Genomic DNA, 17307 nt, shown 5'->3' on the forward strand with positions numbered 1-17307 from the left:
CCTAACGCGCGAGTATAGTCCGAAACATCAACTGCGCAAGGTAAATCGTTGCCGCTCCACCAGAAACCCTCTAGGCGTTGACGATCTCTTCTTCGAGGCTCTGCTTCTCCGCGAGTTCGGCATAGTATCCGCCACGCGCGATGAGTTCATCGTGCGTCCCCATCTCGGCGATGCGGCCATCGACAATCACCGCGATCCGATCCGCGTTGCGTGCGGTGGAGACGCGATGCGCGATGAGGATTGTTGTTCGTCCCTGCATCGCTTCGCGTAGGCCGGACAGAATCTGATCCTCGGTGTGCGTGTCGACGGACGCGAGCGCATCATCGAGGATCAGGATGCGCGGATCGCGCAGCAGCGCGCGTGCAATTGCAGTACGCTGCTTCTGTCCGCCGGAAAGCGTCATTCCGCGCTCGCCGACAACGGTCTGGAAGCCGCGCGGGAACTCCTCAATCTCCGCAGCGATGTGCGCTGTCGTCGCAGCTTGCACAACCTGCTCATCGGTCGAGTGATCAACTCCGAACGCCACATTCTCGCGGATCGTCTCCGAGAACAGGAATGTCTCCTGCGGCACGAAGCCGATCGCACGCCGAAGCGTCTCCAGCGGATACTCGCGAATCGGTCGCCCATCGATGAGCACCGTTCCCGGGGAGGCATCCTGCAGCCGCGGAATCAGCGCCACCAGCGTCGACTTGCCCGAGCCTGTAGGTCCTGTAATCGCAAGGCTCGAGCCCGCAGGAATGTCGAGGGAGAGATCGTGGAGAACTTCGGGTCCAGTTGGATACGAGAAGCTCAGATTGCGGAACTCGATGCTCCCGGCAATCGGCGCATCCACAAGCTCCGGCAATGCGGCGGCGTCATCGATTGCAGGCTTCTCTGTCATAAGCTCGTGAATGCGCACAACTGACGCTGCGCCGCGCTGCACAAGATTTGTTACCCAGCCAATCGCAATCATTGGCCAGGTCAGTTGCACCATGTATACGAAGTACGTGGTGAAATTGCCGACCGAAATGCGATGCTGGATGGCTTCGCGGCCGCCGACCAGCAGCGTGATCATCAGCGAGAGGCCCAGTACGAGTTCGAGCGTCGGCCACAACATCGCCATCAGGCGGACGAGCAGAAGGCTGCGGCGAATGTACTCCCGATTCGCCTCTTCAAAGCTCTCGATCTGCGCCTGCTCCTGCGCGAAGGCGCGAATGAGCCGCGCCCCGGAAAAGTTCTCCTCGGCCATCGCCGAGATGTCCGAGAACATAGCCTGGATGCGTTCAAAGCGCGTATGGATCCGCGCGCCGAAGTACTGAACCAGGATGGACACGAACGGCAGCGGAAGAAACGCCAGCAGCGTCAGCTGCGGGCTAATGCGGATCATGAACGGCAGCGCGAACGCGATGAACACGACCGTGTTGGCCGAGTACATGATCGCCGGACCGAGCAATTGGCGAACCGCGTTCAGATCATTGGTTGAACGCGCCATGATGTCGCCGGTGCGATGGCGCTGAAAGAAGCTGGGCGGCTGCGCTTCGAGGCGCTGGAACAGATCGTTGCGGATGTCAAACTCAATCTCTCTCGACGCGCCGATGAGAATCTGGCGCATAAGGTAGAGAAAGACCGCAGACACCGCAGCGATGCCGAGCAGAAGAAAACCATAGTGCTCGATCTTGGCGGCGCTCAGGCCGAGCCGCATATCGTCGATCGATCGCCCGATCACAAGAGCAATAACCGATTTGGCCGCGTTGTAAATCAGCAGCGACAGTCCGCCCCACACATAGCTCCGCCAGTATCGGCGCAGGTACGGGAAGAGCGGACTGAGTCGCTGAAGCATGCGGATGTTGGATGAGGCTGCGGAGCCGATCGACTCCGCAACCTGGTTAGTTCTTTGGCTCGCTCGTGCTGGATGGCTGCGTGGAGGTTGACGGCGTCGTCGAGTTCACCGGCGGAGGCGCAGCCGCAGCCCCGGGAGTGGGTGCAGCCGCGCCGTTCGGGCTGGCCGGCGGTGTGGGCGGCTTCGGGGGTGCCGGCTGCGCATCGCTCTGCGCGATCAGTTCGAGGTCGAAGACGAGCCAGGAGCGCGGCGGAATCGGACCGTGCGCCGTTTCGCCATAGCCGAGCTGGTACGGCACGAACAGGCGGCGCTTGCCGCCAACGCGCATGCCGTCAAAGCCAGTATCCCAGCCTTCGATCACGCGATGCGCGCCATAGGGGAAGCTGATCGGTTCGCCGCGATCGACGGAGGAGTCAAATTTCGTGCCGTTCAGCAGATAGCCGGTGTAGTGGACGGTGTACCACTTGTGCGGCTCGGCGAGCGGGCCTGTGCCGACCTTTGTATCGATGAAGTCCAGCGAGAAGGTCTCAGACTTTTGATCGAGCATGTCGTGAAGGGCCGGGCTAAGCATCGGTGACGCGTAGTCGAGCGTGATCTGCGGGTGATGCGTGATGGTGTAGAGCGGCTTTGCGCAGGAAGTGCCGGCGGGGAGCGCCGGAATTTTCGGCGAAAGCTCGGGAAGTCTCGCACAGCCTCCGGACTCCGTTGCTGCGTGGTGTGCCGCGGTTGCCGGGTGTGCTGTGGTGGTCCGGGTCGGTGTCGTCTGGGCGAGCAGCGGCGCGGCGGTGATGGCGATCAGGATGGGTAAAATTCGCATACTCTCAACAGTGTACGGGGTACGAGGTTCCAGGTACCAGGTACTAGCGCGGGGGTTCCAGTAGCGAGCCCATAGAGAGACCCGCAACTGAATCTGGACCCTGGAAGCTAGGTGGGTGTCCGCAGGAGCAGGTAAGAACCGGCCATCGCGAAGAGCAGGTCGGGCGACCACGCCGCGAGCACCGCCGGCAGCGAATTGACATTGCCGAGGTTCTCCGAGATCCCGGCCAGCACGTAGTACACGATAACCAGTGCAACCGCTGCGCCGATGCCGGAGAGACTTCCGCGTTTTCCGGCCGAAAGCGAAAACGGGACGGCGAGGATGGCCATGACCAGTGTCAACAGCGGATAAGACAGTTTGCCATTCAGTTGTACGCGTAACGGCGTCGTATCGAAGCCGCTCTGCTGCAGGTCGCGAATGTACCGCGAGAGCTCGCTGTAGGACATCTCCTGCGAAGGTCGCTCTTCCTTCTTGAAGTAACTCGGCGTCTCGTAGATCTCGCCGAAGCTCGACTCTTTGAACGACTGGTAGTTGGTGACGCTGTCGCCGTTGGCAGAGAAGACGCGCTCCCATCCGTTCTCGAACTCCCAGTGGCTTGCGGCCGCATCCCAGTGCGCGCTCTCGGCGTAGATGCGGCGCGAGAGGGTAAAGGTACCGGGCTGAAACTCGAAGACCGTGATGTTGGCGAACATGTCGCGGGCGGGGTCGAAGGCCTGGTAATAGAAGATGCGTGTGGGCTCGCCGGAGCCTGAGGCTTCTCCGGACATCCACTTGCGATCGGGGCGAAGGAAGGTTTGCGCGGGTTTGCCCTTGATGCTGGAGAGCAGAGATTCCTGGCGCCGGTTCGCCGCGGGCAAATAACTTTCATCGAAGGCGAAGAGCAGCGCGGAGAGAATTGCGGCGACCAGCAGAACCGGCGTGACGATGCGATACAGGCTGACGCCTGTGGCCTTCATCGCGGTGATCTCGCTGGAGCGGCTGAGCGCGCCAAAGGTGACGAGCACGGCGACCAGCGAGCATACCGGTGTGACGTGGTACAGGATGAACGGAATGAGATTGATGAGATAGTCGCCGACGGTGACCAGCGGCGTGCGGTACTTGATGATGTCGCCGATGAGCTCGAAGAACGTGAAGATGAGGAAGAGCACGGTGAGCGCGGAGAGCACGAGGACGAAGTTGCGCAGGAAACTGCCCATCGCATACTCGTCAAGGATGAGCGGGAAGCGCGCACGCACCACACGCCTCAGCCGGCGAAGACGGTCCCCGGCGCCGACGCCTCCGGGCTCAGAAGGGCGCGCGCGAGAGAGCCGTTGAAACCTCTTTGAAATCGCGTTGCCAAAACTGGAGAGCAGGTTGAGCGCAAGTCCGCCGCGCCTCAATTGCTGGATGAGTAGAACTCCGGCGATCGTGAAGAGTACGTTTGCGCCCCACACACCTGCAAAGGCTGGCAACTTCTGTTGCCGCGCGAGCGCAACTCCGATCTCTGAGAGGAAGTAGTAGACGAAGACGAGCAGAAGCGTAACTGCGAAGCCGGTTCCTTTGCCGCCGCGCTTGGAGGAGAGCCCAACCGGAACGCCGACGAGCATGAGCACGAGGCAGGCGGTGGGGAACGACAAGCGGCGATGGAACTCGATCGAGTAGGGCCGCGTGTCGGTGGTTTTGTCAGCACCATGCGCGCGACGCCAGACTTCGCTTGTGTCGAGCGCCTGCATGGGTGTATCGCGGCGGCTGAGGTGCGTGTCCTCCTGCGAGGTGGTTTCGATAGGCAGGACCGTGGAGTTGAATGTGGCGATGTCGTACTGGTTGGGATCGTTGGCGGCGATGTCGTGACGGCTGCCGTTGAGGAGGTCGAGCCGAAGGGTCTGGCGCTCATTGCCGGCCTGCACAATGGCGTCCTGCGCGGAGATGATGTGGGGCGTCGCGGGCTGCGTGAGGTCGGCGAGGAAGACGTGCTTCCAGATGGCTGTGCCGTTGGCGCCGGGCACGACTTCCTGCGTGTAGAGGACGTAATTCTTGAAGTCTTCGTAGAAGACGCGCGGCTGGACTTCGACCGTCGCCTGCGAGGTCTTGCTCTGCTCTTCGTAGTTGAGCAGGGCTCGCGCCGCACGTGGAGCGACGTAGAGCGAAATGGCCAGGCCAGCTAACCAGGAGAATACGGCGACGATGCTGACGATGCGAATGAAGGAGACGACGCCGAGTCCGCTGGCGCGCATGGCGGTGACTTCGCTGTCTGACGCCAGGCGGCTGAGGCCGAGCAGAATGCCGATGAGGACTGCCATCGGGATAGTGAGGGTGAGAAAGTTCGGTAGCAGATAGCCAATCAGCTTGAGGAGATCGAGGGGAGTGGCGATGCCGCGGACTGCGAGCTCGAGCAGCGGCAGCAGGTAGCGCATGAACAGCATGAAGGTGAAGAGCACGCCGCCAAGGAGGGCGTAGCCGACGACCTCACGAAGAATGTAGCGGGTGAAGATGCGCACGTACGATTTGCCTGCTGGATTCAAGTGTATCGCGGCGATTCTGTGACGTTTCAGCGGCGCAGGCGGAGGGAGTTGGCGAGAACGCTGACAGAGCTGAGCGCCATCGCAATGCTGGCGAGAACCGGGCTGAGCAGGATGTGCAAGTGCGGGTAGAGGACGCCGGCGGCAATGGGGATTCCGATGACGTTATAGATGAGTGCCCAGCCGAGGTTTTGGCGCATGATGCGCACGGCCCGTCGGCTGAGGCGGATCGCGGCGGGGATCAGCGCGAGATCGGAGTGGAGAAGGAGCACGTCGCCGGCTTCGCGGGCGAGGTCGGTGCCGGCGGCCATGGCGAAGCCGGCGTCGGATTGAGCGAGGGAGGCGGCGTCGTTGATGCCGTCGCCGGCCATGCCGACGCGGCGGTGCTTCCACCCCAGCGAACGAGTTCGCTGGGGGCCCCGGTGCTGCGATTGGAGCTCCCGGATGGTATCGAGCTTGCCGCTGGGGAGGAGTGAAGCGCGAACGTCGGCGATGCCGACTTCGCGGGCGATGGCTTCGGCGGAGAGCTGCGTGTCGCCGGTGAGCATCAGGGTTTCGATCTTTAGCTGAGTAAGACTTCTGATGGCGGCTGCGGCTTCGGGGCGGAGCTGGTCGGTGGCGAAGAAGACGGCTTGTGGCTGGCTGTCAATCAGCAGATAGATCGGCGTGGCGTGGGTGAGTTCGGCGGGTGAGGCAAGCGCGGGATCGAGGATGCGCGTGGGTAGGAGCGAGGCGTTACCGAGGAGGATCTCGCGGCCGACGGCAATTGCGCGGATGCCGATGCCGGGGAGGATTTCGACATCCGTGATCGCAGGGAGCAGTTGTGAGTGTGAGGAAGCGAAGGTGACGACGGCTTCGGCGACCGGGTGCGTGGAGGAGCGCTCAACCGCGGCTGCCAGGGCGAGAAGATCTTTGCGCGGCAGCAGCGGATTCGGAACCGTTGCGAAGTGCGCGATGTGCGGCTTGCCTTCGGTGAGGGTTCCCGTCTTGTCGAGCGCGAGTGTGTCGATGACGGCGATTCGCTCGATGGCTTCGCCGCCTTTAATGAGGAGGCCGGTGCGGGCGGCGCGGCCGATGGCGACGGTGATTGCGGCAGGGACGGCGAGGCCCATCGCGCAAGGGCAGGCAATGATGAGCACGGCGATGGCTATGGCGGAAGGTTGTGCGAGGCCGTCGTGACGGCCGGCAGTGTTGAGCGCGATGGCCCAGGCAGTGAACGAGAGCGCGCCGAGCGCGAGGATCGCCGGGACGAAGATGGCGCTGACGCGGTCGGCGAGGCGCTGCATGGGGGCGCGGGAGGACTGCGCCTGCGCAAGCATCCGCTGCATCTGCGCGAGTGTGGACGCGCTGCCCACCGCGGTGGCGCGGAGGACGAGAACGCCGTCGAGGTTGAGTGTGCCGCTGATGAGGCGATCGCCGGGGGAGCGTGTGGCGGGCAGCGGTTCGCCGGTGAGCATGGATTCGTCGACGGAGCTGCGGCCGAGGAGGATGACGCCGTCGACGGGGATTCGGTCGCCGGGAAGGATGCGGAGGATGTCGCCGGTCGCGAGGGCGTCGGTGGGGAGGATCGTTTCGGGTGCGGAGGCGAAGTCGGGGTGCTCGGCTGCGGGATCGATGTCGAGCAGGCGTGCAGTTGCAGCGGTGAGTTGGGCAAAGCCGCGGATGGAGCGAGTGGCCTGGCGGCGGGCGCGAGCTTCGAGCCAGCGACCGGCGAGGAGGAACCCGAGGATCAGGATGACGGACTCGAAGTAGACGTCGGCGGTGGATGTGCGGGCGCGGATTGTCGCGAGGAGTGAGGCGGCAAAGGCGCTGAGGGTGCCGATCGCGACGAGGGTGTTCATGTTGGTCGCGCGATGGCGGGCGGCACGCCAGGCCGCGAGATATATCTCCGGGGCGGCGAAGAGCATCACCGCGACGGACAGCAGGCAGAGGAACCAGCGCAGCGGTTGTGCGGGGAGGGACATCAGAGCTGCGGGCGTAAGGGGCGCGAGCAGGCGCGCGAGGAAGTTCAGCAGCGGATCGGCGCTGGGATTCGCCATCATCAACGGCATCGAGAGGATCATCGCGACGGCGCCGGCGATGAGGCTCACGGTAACGCGTAGGCCAAGCGCTCGCTCGCGTGGCTCTGCGGATGCCTGGGAGGCATCGATTGTTTGGTTTTCAGAGGGGAGGGAGGCGTCGTAGCCGGCGTGGCGTACGGCTTCGATGAGGGGTTGCGGCTGGAGGGGGTGGGTGGAGGTGATCTGGGCGGAGTTGGCGAGGAGGTTGACGGTGGCGGACTCGACACCGGGGACGGAGCACAGGGCGCGCTCGACGTGATGCTGGCAGGCGGCGCAGCTCATCCCGGCGATCTGGAGGGTCTGCTGAGTCATCTCTGGGACGTCAGTTCTGGATGTGTGCAGGATAGCCTGCGACGCGGAGGGCCTCCTGGAGCTGCTCTGGGTCGGACTCTGTCTGGACGCGGGCGGCGCCGATGCGGACCTCTTCGGCGTGCGTGTTGGGCAGCGCGTTGAGCGTCTGGGTCACGCGGCGGACGCAGGATCCGCAGTGCATGTTTTCGATGGTCAGATTCAGAGTTGGCATGCGGATTCGATGCGAGAGGCGACTGAAAGTAGCGGCGGAGGTGGGTACCCCCCCTCCCCCCTGTTTTTGCGCAAAATCTTCAAACGAGAGAATTTAGGCTTGGACCTAATGGTGCGCGGCTACGGCACGGTTATTAGGCGGGGGGTGGCCGGGGCCCGGGGTTTGTCAAGTGGAGTGGGCGAGGGCAAAGGCAAGAGCGGGTCGGGTTCAGTTTTCAGTTGCCAGTTTTCAGTTCTCAGTTAAAGCAGATCCCCTGTGTGGATGACAGAAAGAAAGGCAAAGGCAAAGGCAAAGGCAAGAGCAAAGGCGGGGTAGCTTCGCTTCGGTCAGGGTTCGGGGACGAAGCGGTAGCCGACGCCGCGGACCGTGAGGAAGTGGCTGGGGTGGGCGGGGTCGGGCTCGAGGTAGCGACGGAGGCGGACGAGGAAGTTGTCGATGGCGCGGGTATCTGTGTCTTCGTGGACGCGCCAGACGTTTTCGAGCAGCTCTTTGCGGGCGATGATCTTGTTGGGGCGCTCGAGAAGGTAGCGGAGGAGATCGGCTTCCATGACGGTGAGGTGGATCGTTTCGGCAGGGCCGCGGATTTCGAGGGTGTCGAGGTCGATGGTGCGGTCGCCGAGGGTGAAGACGGGCTGCTGCGGTTCGGCGGGTTGAGCGGCGGAGGGTTGGGCTGGTGTGGCGTTGGGGGTCGACGCCCAGTGGACGCGGCGGAGCAGGCTGGAGAGGCGTGCGAGGAGGATGGTGAGGTCGAAGGGCTTGGGGAGGTAATCGTCGGCGCCGGCGGAGAAGCCTTCGACGATGTCCTCGGTGCGGCCACGCGCGGTGAGCATGAGGACGGGGATGAAGCGGCCTGACTCGCGGAGCGCGCGGAGGATGGAGAAGCCGTCCTGGCCGGGGAGCATGACGTCGAGAAGGACGGCGGCAGGCGGCTCGGGAGTGTTCAGGAGCCAATGCAGTGCGGAGTTGCCATCAGCCTCGTGGTGGGTGCGGTAGCCCTCGGCCTGGAGGTTGAAGAGGAGTCCCTGAGCGAGGTGCTCCTCGTCCTCGACGATGGCGATGAGAGGGGATGGCATGGGGGTGATTGTAAGGGGAGTTAGGCGTAGGGAGTGAGGAGTTAGGGATGAGTGAATAGTGAGTAGTGAATATTGAATAAGGCAAAAGCGGCTACCGTCGCTGCGGGCGGCCAGAAGGACTATTTGGCGAAGACTTCGGTTTCAGGCGGAGGTTGAGTCGAGGCGCAGGCGGATTTGAGCGGTTCCGGCGCGACACGCAGCGAAGGATCGCACAGCTCTTTCCAGCGCATTCGTAGCAGCGTACTCTGCAAGCCTGGACTCATCGCAGCGAACTGCTCCGCTATGACCGCACGGACGCTTGCTGCGTCCATCGGGTTTAGGCTGTGACCGCTCATTATTAGGTAGTAGGCCGTCTGCTCACGATTCGAGCCGGTTCGCTGCGGAAGCGTAGCAACGATCTCTCCAAGTTCGCGGTCATATTCCTCAACCACTTCTTTGTGCGGAAGCATTCTTCCGGGTACTCCGTGACTGTAGTACAGCTCGAAGGTCTCGTTCTGAAGGAACGCTTTGGTCTGTTGCAGCGCGGACTGAAGCACGCCCGTTGGGATCCGTTGCGTATCGAGCCAAGCCGCCTGGAGAAGCTCCAATTGCAACTGAAGATTTCGCGAGTGGGCCAGACCGTTGAGCATTACCAGACCGGTATCGTCGTCACTGCCGTCTTCCTTATCCGCGAGAATCCAGCGGACTTTTGCGCGGACTGCATCATCTCCCTGAAGGTAAGAGAGCCGAATCGCCGCCTCGCGACGTGCCTCCGTCTGTTTGTCGAAGCGCGCTTCGTCGGCGGCAAGGGCGGCGCCGAACTCGCGCATTAATTCCATGATGCGTTGCGGATCGGCGGGTGGGTTCTTCTGCATCTGCTCAAGTTCAGTCGCGAGAGGCTGCTGCTGTTTCTTGAGGTCATCGGAGGGCGGGGCCTGCGGTTTTTTCTCAATCTGACTCGAAAGCTGAGCGACCAGTAGGCTCTCCTCATGCTCGTCGCGCGGCAAGATGTCTATTCCGACAGGATTTGTCGTCTCGCTCCATCTTGGGACGCAACACTGAGTTCCGGGCGGAATGCCTGTTCTGGATGGAATCACGCGGCTGGTTTGTATCGTTATCTCGTAATGGCCGGGCTGCTGGAAGACGACGCTCCGGTTCAACATGACCGGAATCCGAACCGGGTCCCGACCAAGATCCTGTGGCGAGCCGCCCGGCTGGGCCCCCACAGAATAAAACCAACCGTCAGACGGTGTGACATTCACGAGGTCCTGGGGTGCATTGAACCTGTTGGTGTCCGTGGCGACGGCGTATCCGGGGGACTGGGCGGTGAACACAAGGTCGAGCGTGATTGGATCGCCAAGCTTGAACTGGGTCTGATTCTCGTGTGGCTCCAGGCGAACAGTGATACCGGAGTTATCTGTTGGCAGGATGGCCGTCGGCTGCTGCGCCAACCCCGGACGGCATGAGAGCCCCACCGCAGAGACGGTGATGAACGAGACGAGAGGGCGCACGCATGCCACGGTCTGAACCTCTGGACAGTTATGCGAGAAATGGTGAACGAAACTGCTTTAAGTTGATCCGCGCACCAGCATACAGCACTGGTCGGATCTGGACGGGACCGGCAAACGGGCAAAAACAACGCAGATCCCCTTCGGGGGATGACAGAAAGAAGGGCAAAAGCACTCGCGCGCTACCATGCGCGATAACCCACCCTTTCACGATGAAACCGTGAAAGGGTAGGCCACCCGGTTCCTTTCCTCACGATGGAGCGATGAAAAGATGGGCCACCCGGCAAAAGCAGGTCCTTCCGCTTCGGCAAGCTCAGGGTCAGGATGACAGAAAGAAGGGCAAAAGCAAAGCAAGAGCAAAACACTCGCGCGTCTTAACGCGCGATGCCCACCTTAGCGACGATGAAGCCGTCGCGAAGATGGGGCACCCGATTGTTCGCTGATTGGTTCGGGCTATTGGTGGGCGGTGGTGGTGTCGGGGGCGGTGCTGGCGGTTTCGGTGGTCTTCTGCTCGGAGGGAAGCTTGTGCTCTTCGAGAGCAAGGGCCTCGGGCATGAAGGTGAGGGCCTGCTTGATCTGCGGATCCCACTCGGCGCGGACCTTCAGGCCTTCGGCCTGGCCGAACTGGGAGGTGAAGAGCTCGGCTTTGATCATGGCCTTGGTCCAGTCGAGATTGTCGGCGAAGTCCTTCTCGGTGTAGTCGATCTTCTGCGAGTGCAGGAAGTTCTGGAACTCGCTGAGCACGGCATCATCGACGGTGAAGTCGCGCGAGATGGTGTGGTTGGCCAGATAGTGCGTCGAGAAGTCGAAGAAGGCGCGGTGCGGAGGGGTGAGAAGCAGCTCCTGGAAGTGAGTGGTCTTGATCTCCGGAATCTTCTCGTCGGGGGTGATGCCGCCGCCGCCGTAGACCGGACGGCCGGCGTCGGTCAGTTTGACTTCGCGATTGGTTTTGTCGGCGGGCAGCGCGTCATTGCGAACATAGTAGTAGTCATACAGCGAAACGTTGTTGTAGTTGCGCTGGATGAGGCGGCCGGACGGCGTGTAGTAATGGAAGGTCGTCAGGGCGAGACCGGTGTTCTCGGAGATCGGGAAGACGGTCTGGACGAGCCCTTTGCCGAAGGTGGTTTCGCCGACGATGAGGGCACGGTCGTGATCCTGCAGAGCGCCGGAGACGATCTCGGCGGCGGAGGCGGTGTCGCGGTTCACGAGAACGACGACGGGGTACTTGAGGTTAGAGCCGGTCGGCGCGCGGTAGACCTGATCCGGGAAGGCGCGGCCGCGCTGGGAGACGACGATCTGACCCTTCTGGAGGAACTTGTCGGCGGTATTGACGGCCTCGTTGAGCAGGCCGCCGGGGTTTTCGCGGAGGTCGATGACCAGACCCTGGCAATTGGGGCCGAACTTGTCCAGCGCTTCCTGGACCTCGTGGGAGGTGGTCTCCATGAACTGGGTGACGTGGATATAGCCGACGTTCGGCTTGATCATGAAGGCGATGTCGACGGAGTAGCGGGGAATCTCGTCGCGAACCAGGTCGAAGACGAGGGGCTTGGCCGAGCCCTCACGCGCCATGGTGACGCTGACGTGAGTGCCGCGGGGCCCTTTGAGCATGGAGGCGACGGCGGCGGAGTCCATGTTCTCCGTGGACTTGCCGTCGACGGCGAGGATGACGTCGCCGGGGCGGATTCCGGCCTTGTAGGCGGGGGTGCCCTCAAACGGGGCGAGCACGACGATCTTGTTTTCCTGCGGCTGGATCTGCATGCCGACGCCGTAGTACTTGCCGTGCTGGTCTTCGCGCATCTGGGCGAAGGCTTTGGGATCGTAGAAGTTCGAGTGGGGGTCGAGCACGTGGAGCATGCCCGGGATGGCGCCGTCGTAGATGGATTTGTCGACCTGGTCGGTGTTGAGCTTGTCCGCGTAGTTCTGCTCGACGAGGGCGTAGACGTCGGTGAACTGCTTCATGGAGTCGCGGAGGGTGGACTCGTCGGAGGCGGATTGAGCGGCGACGCGACCGCCGATGATGGAGCCGGTGACGCCGCAGGCAGTAAGGAAGATGGCTGCGGAAAAGAGGGCGCGGCGGGTACGCGAAGTCATGGCGGGGAAGGAACCTCGAACGAGAGCAGACAAGGCCCGGAAAGTGCGGAAATCGGGCCGCTGCACGTTGGACGAGTATAGCATTCGGGCGGTGAGCATCGGGCGGTGACGATAGGGCGAGTCGATGGCAAGCAGAGGGGCTTGCGCGCAGGTAGAATGGTCGCACTGGATGACCTCAGGCAGGCGATGCGGTCGAACTAACAGCGCTGCAGAGCGGCTGGCAGCCCGGGTCGGGATGACCTGGGTCGGGCGGGCCGGAGAGTCTGCTGCGAGGAGAGGTCCCCGAAGGAACGGATGATCAGGAAGCGCAATTATTCCCAGGCTTTTAGCCGGTTTCAGTTTCAGCGTATGAGCCGGTTTGCCGGCGTGGTTCTGGCAGCGTCGCTGGCTGCCACCCCGAGTTTGCTGGCGCAGGTAAGCGCTCAGCAGCCGAACTACCCGGTTCCGGGCGGCGGCGTGACGCCTGCTCCGCAGCCCCAGCTTCAGCTTCCTCCACTGCCGGCAGCGACGCCCATCACGCCGAACGGAACGGTCGTGGAGGATGTGGTCGCGCGCGTGAATGATCAGATCATCACGCGGAGCGAATACGCGCGGGCCGAGCAGCAGTTGATGGAGCAGGCGCGGCAGGAGAATGTGCCGGAAGCCGATGTTCAGGCAAAGCTGCATGACCTGCTGCGCGACATGATCGACCAGCAGTTGTTGCTGTCGAAGGGCAAGGAACTGGGCGTTACGGGCGATGCGGAGACGATGCGGCGGCTGGACGACATCCGCAAGCAGAATCATCTGGACTCGATGGAAGCGCTGCAGAAGGCGGCGGAGCAGCAGGGTGTGTCGTTTGAGGATTTCAAGCAGCAGATCCGCAACCAGGTAATCAGCAATGACGTGGTGCAGCAGGAGGTGGGACGCCATCTGAACCTGACGCGAGCGGAGGAAGAGAAGTACTACAAGGAGCATGGGAAGGATTTTGAGGTGCCGGAGCAGGTGCACCTGAGCGAGATCCTGATTCCCACTCCGGACAATGCGACCGATGCGCAGGTGGCGGCAGCGCAGCAGAAGGCGGATGCGGTAGAGGCGAAGCTGAAGGGCGGCGCGAACTTCGCGGATACGGCGAAGGCTGACTCGGGCGGACCGACGGCCGCGGCGGGTGGCGACCTGGGCGACTTCAAGCGCGGAATGCTGGGCGATGTGCTGGAGAAGGCGACGTTCTCGCTGCCGGCAGGGAGCTATACGCAGCCCATCCGGACGCGACAGGGATTCGTGATTTTGAAGGTGGACAGCCATCAGCAGGCGGGGATTCCGCCGCTGGAGACTGTGGAGCGGCAGGTGGAGGAGGCGATTTACTTCCAGCAGCTGCAGCCGGCGCTGCGCGCTTACCTGACGAAGGCGCGCGAGGATGCGTACATCGACATCAAGCCGGGGTTTGTGGATTCGGGCGCGGCCAAGCAGCAGACCAAGCCTGAGTTCACCGCGTATGCTCCTCCTCCGCCGAAGAAGAAGACGGTGAAGAAGCAGCGCGTGGAGCAGGAGAAGGCTGCGAGGGCGCAGGCGGATCTGGCGGCAGCGCGTGAGAAGGAAGCTCAGAAGCAGGCAGCCAAAGCTGCGGTTGCTTCGGGTGGAAAAGCGCCGAAGAAACAGAAGATCCATCGCGAGAAGATTCGCTACGGGCAGGCGCCGGAGAAGGCGCTGCCGGGCGGCACGACGCAGACGGCGGAGGCGGGGAATGACGCTCAGCCGCTGGGGCAGACGGCGGGAGCGGCGATGGCGCCTTCCGAGTCGGTGACGACGCTGACGACGGGTACGGGTGCCGACGAGAACAGCACCGACGCGTTGGCGCCGAAGCCGGTGGCGGAGCGCAAGACGCGCTTCACGGATCGGGAAAAAGAGACGGAAGCGGCACGTGCGGAGCAGAAGGTCAGCAAGGCAGAGGTGAAAGCGTCGAAGCGGCCAGTTGCGGCGACGTCCCAGCAGACAGCTGACGAGAAGACGCGCGCGGCTCCGCTGGGCCTGAACGGGAATACAGGAAAGAAGAAAAAGGCGAAGGTAAAGCGGGTGAAGGGCGAGCCGAAGGAGCGGATGCAGGAGAAGCCGAAGCCGGTGGATACAACCCCGACCGTCGCTCCGACGGTGAACCCGGCGCTGGGCGGCACGGCGCCGGCGGCACAGGATGCGCCGGCAAACCAGGCTCCGGCGGCAGGAACGCAGGCTCCGGCTCCGGGAACGGCTACGCCCCAGTAGAGCGGTTGTGAACCTGCTTTCTCACGGAAGAGCCCCGGTATTCGGGGCTCTTGCCATATTCTGAGACGAACCGATGAAAGACTTCTTTGTTGCCGATGCGGCGCGCTTTGAGAACCAGGTGGTCACGACCTTCTTCTGTTTGGCGTCGATTAGTTTGAGGGACCGCAAGGGCGGTGGCGGGCAGTATCTTGCGCTGACGCTGTCGGATAAGACCGGGCAGTTCGAGGCAAGGATGTGGGAGGAGTTCGCGAACGTTGTGGAGACGTGCGCGGAGGGCTGCTACGTCAAAGTGCAGGGACAGATTTCGAAGTACAACGGCAAGTTTCAGATCACGCTGACGCGGATGCGTCCGGCGGCCGAGGGCGAGATCGAATCGGCGGACTTCGTGCCGACCACGCAGTACGAGGTTCCCGCGATGATGGCGGAGCTGCGCGGGTATGTGGAGAGGTTTGCGAATCCGCATCTGCGCGCGCTGGTGCTGAGGTTCTTCGATGATCCGGGGATTGGCGCGGCGTTTCAGGAGGCGCCGGCGGCGAAGCGGCTGCATCATGCGTGGCTGGGCGGGTTGCTGGAGCATGTGCTGGCGCTGGTGCGGGTGTGTCGGGCGACTGCGCCGTTTTATCCGGAGGTCGATCCGGACCTGCTGGTGACCGGAGCGATTCTGCACGACATCGGCAAGGTGCGGGAGCTGAGCTGGCGGTCAAATTTCAACTACACGCTGGAAGGGCAGCTCGTCGGGCACATCACGATCGCGCAGCGGATGCTGGCAGAGGCAATCTCTGCGATGGATGCGGAGGCGCGTGAGCGCGCGCAGGTGAATGGCGAAGAGCCTGTGGTGTTTCCGGAGCCGCTGCGTGTGCTGGTGGAGCACATGATCCTGGCGCATCATGGCAAGCTGGAGTTCGGTTCGCCGAAGCTGCCTATGACGCCGGAGGCGATGCTGCTGAGTGCGCTGGACGATCTCGAGGCTAAGTTCCAGACGATGCGCGCGGAGTTTGCGGCGGCTCGGGACGCGGGTCGGCGGCCTGATGAGCCGACGGAGTGGGTGCGGTCGATGGACCGGAACCTGTTCGATTCGCGCAGATTTCTGGAGTCGCAGGCGCCATCGAAGGATGTGATCAGCCCGCCGGTGCAGGAGGAAGAACCGCAACAAGCAGAGCACGCCTCCACTCCGAAATCCATTGAGGATCAGCCCTTCGAGTTTCGAGAGATCTGATGAAGTGGGCGCAGGGGCGGCGGGCGCGGATTCTTTTCTCGATATCCGCCGTGTTTTTGTGGGTTGCCGCAGCTTCTGCGCAGGTCTTTGACATCACTCACTTCGGAGCGAAGCCGAACTCAAGCGAGCCGGCAACGGGTGCGTTTGCGAGCGCTATTGCTGCGGCGAAAGCGGCGGGCGGAGGGACGGTCTTTGTGCCGGCAGGGCACTACATCTCCGGGCCGATCGAGTTGATCTCGCATTTGAAACTGGAGTTTGGACCGGGATCAGTGGTGGAGTTTCCGGCGCAGAAACTGCCGCTGACGTGGGGGCGGCAGCAGGGCGTGGAGACGTTGACGCCGGTGCCGCTGATTGGCGGACATGATCTCGAGGACGTGACGATCACGGGCACGGGAACGCTGGTGAGCTCGAATGCGGATTGGATGAAGCTGCATCCGCGCAAGCTGGGCGAAGCGAATCATGCGGTGAGTAATGAGTACGCGACAGGCAAGCAGATGGATGACGTCGGCTCGGCGAACGGGCCGAACTGGGAGCGGCTGCTGAGCGATCTGGAGGCGCACAAGACGATTCCTCGCGCGGAGTATGAGGCTGCGGGTGAGGAGCTGCGGCCATCGTTTGTGCGGCTGATGAACTCGAAACGTGTGCTGATCGAAGATGTGCACTTTGAGGGCTCGCCGATGTGGACGGTGCACCTGCTGTACACCGAGTGGGCGACGGTGAGGAATGTGGTGATCGAGACCTATCCGGGCGTGCACACGGACGGAATCGTTGTGGACAGCTCGCGGTTTGTGCATTTGACGGACGACTACATCGATACAGGTGATGACGGGATTGTGATCAAGTCCGGCAAGGACGCGGACGGCTTGCGCGTGAACCGACCGGCGGAGGATGTCACGATCACGGGATGCACGGTGCATCATGCGCATGGAGCGGTGACGATTGGCTCGGAGACCTCTGGATCTGTGCGGAATATTGTCGCGGCGAATATCACGGCGGTGGAGACAGAGGCCGGCATACGCATCAAGAGCCGGCGCGGGCGCGGAGGCGAGGTGTCGGATGTGCGGTTCAGTAACTGGACGATGCGGAATGTGGGGCGCGCGATAGAGGTGACGAACTTCTATCGTATGGAAGGCGAGAAGCCGAATCTGGATGAGGCCGAGCCGGTGAATGCAGGCACGCCGCGCTTTCGCGATATCGCGATCAATGGCGTGACGGTGGATGGAGCGAAGGAACTGGTGGTGATCGATGGGCTGCCGGAGAGCCCGATCGATGGACTGCGGCTGATAGATGTTGTGGGTTCGGGGCAGAGCGGACTGGTTGCGTCCTATGCGACGGACCTGCAGTTGAGCGGCGTTGAGCTGAATGTGGAGAACGGCGTGCCATTTCGCTTCAGTAATACTCGGGACCTCGTGCTGGATCGCGTGACGTCGCGGAGGCATCCGGCGGACGTGCAGGTCATTGAGCGACGCTGAGCGCAACGAGCGAAGC

General features: G+C 62.7%; 11 protein-coding genes. 3 read left to right on the top strand and 8 right to left on the bottom strand.

Annotation, left to right across the window (positions count from 1 at the left end; all coding sequences use genetic code 11):
* Positions 1-70 precede the first annotated feature (70 nt).
* The 8 genes from VGU25_09805 to VGU25_09840 form a co-directional block, all read right to left on the bottom strand.
* Positions 71-1819 carry an ABC transporter ATP-binding protein gene (locus VGU25_09805; protein HEV2577492.1) on the bottom strand — a complete coding sequence of 583 codons (1749 nt, stop codon included), beginning with the start codon at positions 1817-1819 and terminating at the stop codon, positions 71-73.
* A 46-nt stretch (positions 1820-1865) separates the two neighbouring features.
* The gene (locus VGU25_09810) at positions 1866-2636 is read right to left on the bottom strand and encodes an FKBP-type peptidyl-prolyl cis-trans isomerase (GenBank protein ID HEV2577493.1); all 771 of its coding nucleotides are present in this window, start codon (positions 2634-2636) and stop codon (positions 1866-1868) included.
* Between the two features lie 107 nt (positions 2637-2743).
* Positions 2744-5113 carry an LptF/LptG family permease gene (locus VGU25_09815; protein HEV2577494.1) on the bottom strand — a complete coding sequence of 790 codons (2370 nt, stop codon included), beginning with the start codon at positions 5111-5113 and terminating at the stop codon, positions 2744-2746.
* Positions 5114-5163: 50 nt separating this feature from the next.
* A complete protein-coding gene (locus VGU25_09820; protein HEV2577495.1) occupies positions 5164-7506 on the bottom strand; it encodes a heavy metal translocating P-type ATPase in 2343 nt (780 codons plus the stop codon).
* A gap of 10 nt (positions 7507-7516) precedes the next feature.
* A complete protein-coding gene (locus tag VGU25_09825) occupies positions 7517-7717 on the bottom strand; it encodes a heavy-metal-associated domain-containing protein (protein ID HEV2577496.1) in 201 nt (66 codons plus the stop codon).
* Positions 7718-8043: 326 nt separating this feature from the next.
* Positions 8044-8790 (bottom strand): response regulator transcription factor, encoded by a 747-nt coding sequence (locus tag VGU25_09830; protein HEV2577497.1) that lies wholly within the window; start codon positions 8788-8790, stop codon positions 8044-8046.
* Between the two features lie 119 nt (positions 8791-8909).
* Positions 8910-10289, bottom strand: a complete 1380-nt coding sequence (locus VGU25_09835) for a hypothetical protein (protein ID HEV2577498.1) — start codon at positions 10287-10289, stop codon at positions 8910-8912.
* Positions 10290-10730: 441 nt separating this feature from the next.
* Entirely contained in the window at positions 10731-12368 is a 1638-nt protein-coding gene (locus tag VGU25_09840) for a S41 family peptidase (protein HEV2577499.1), read from the bottom strand.
* A gap of 294 nt (positions 12369-12662) precedes the next feature.
* On the opposite strand from VGU25_09840, the gene VGU25_09845 reads away from it, so the two are divergent.
* The 3 genes from VGU25_09845 to VGU25_09855 all read left to right on the top strand — a co-directional run bounded on the left by VGU25_09845 (position 12663) and on the right by VGU25_09855 (position 17291).
* Positions 12663-14603, top strand: coding sequence for a peptidylprolyl isomerase (locus tag VGU25_09845; GenBank protein ID HEV2577500.1), 1941 nt, complete (start codon positions 12663-12665; stop codon positions 14601-14603).
* A 73-nt stretch (positions 14604-14676) separates the two neighbouring features.
* Complete coding sequence (locus tag VGU25_09850) at positions 14677-15819, top strand: HD domain-containing protein (GenBank protein HEV2577501.1); 1143 nt, start codon at positions 14677-14679, stop codon at positions 15817-15819.
* Positions 15819-17291, top strand: a complete 1473-nt coding sequence (locus VGU25_09855) for a glycosyl hydrolase family 28 protein (GenBank protein HEV2577502.1) — start codon at positions 15819-15821, stop codon at positions 17289-17291. Before VGU25_09850 ends, VGU25_09855 begins: the two co-directional genes overlap by 1 nt.
* The last annotated feature ends 16 nt before the right edge of the window (positions 17292-17307 follow it).

The organism is Acidobacteriaceae bacterium (assembly GCA_035944135.1).
Taxonomy (GTDB): Bacteria; Acidobacteriota; Terriglobia; order Terriglobales; family Acidobacteriaceae; genus Granulicella.

Bases quoted from the DNA above. Each gene is read 5' to 3' on its own strand.
- VGU25_09805 (HEV2577492.1), bottom strand. From the start codon at position 1,819: ATGCTTCAGCGACTCAGTCCGCTCTTCCCGTACCTGCGCCGATACTGG.
- VGU25_09810 (HEV2577493.1), bottom strand. From the start codon at position 2,636: ATGCGAATTTTACCCATCCTGATCGCCATCACCGCCGCGCCGCTGCTC.
- VGU25_09820 (HEV2577495.1), bottom strand. From the start codon at position 7,506: ATGACTCAGCAGACCCTCCAGATCGCCGGGATGAGCTGCGCCGCCTGC.
- VGU25_09825 (HEV2577496.1), bottom strand. From the start codon at position 7,717: ATGCCAACTCTGAATCTGACCATCGAAAACATGCACTGCGGATCCTGC.
- VGU25_09830 (HEV2577497.1), bottom strand. From the start codon at position 8,790: ATGCCATCCCCTCTCATCGCCATCGTCGAGGACGAGGAGCACCTCGCT.
- VGU25_09840 (HEV2577499.1), bottom strand. From the start codon at position 12,368: ATGACTTCGCGTACCCGCCGCGCCCTCTTTTCCGCAGCCATCTTCCTT.
- VGU25_09845 (HEV2577500.1), top strand. From the start codon at position 12,663: ATGATCAGGAAGCGCAATTATTCCCAGGCTTTTAGCCGGTTTCAGTTT.
- VGU25_09850 (HEV2577501.1), top strand. From the start codon at position 14,677: ATGAAAGACTTCTTTGTTGCCGATGCGGCGCGCTTTGAGAACCAGGTG.
- VGU25_09855 (HEV2577502.1), top strand. From the start codon at position 15,819: ATGAAGTGGGCGCAGGGGCGGCGGGCGCGGATTCTTTTCTCGATATCC.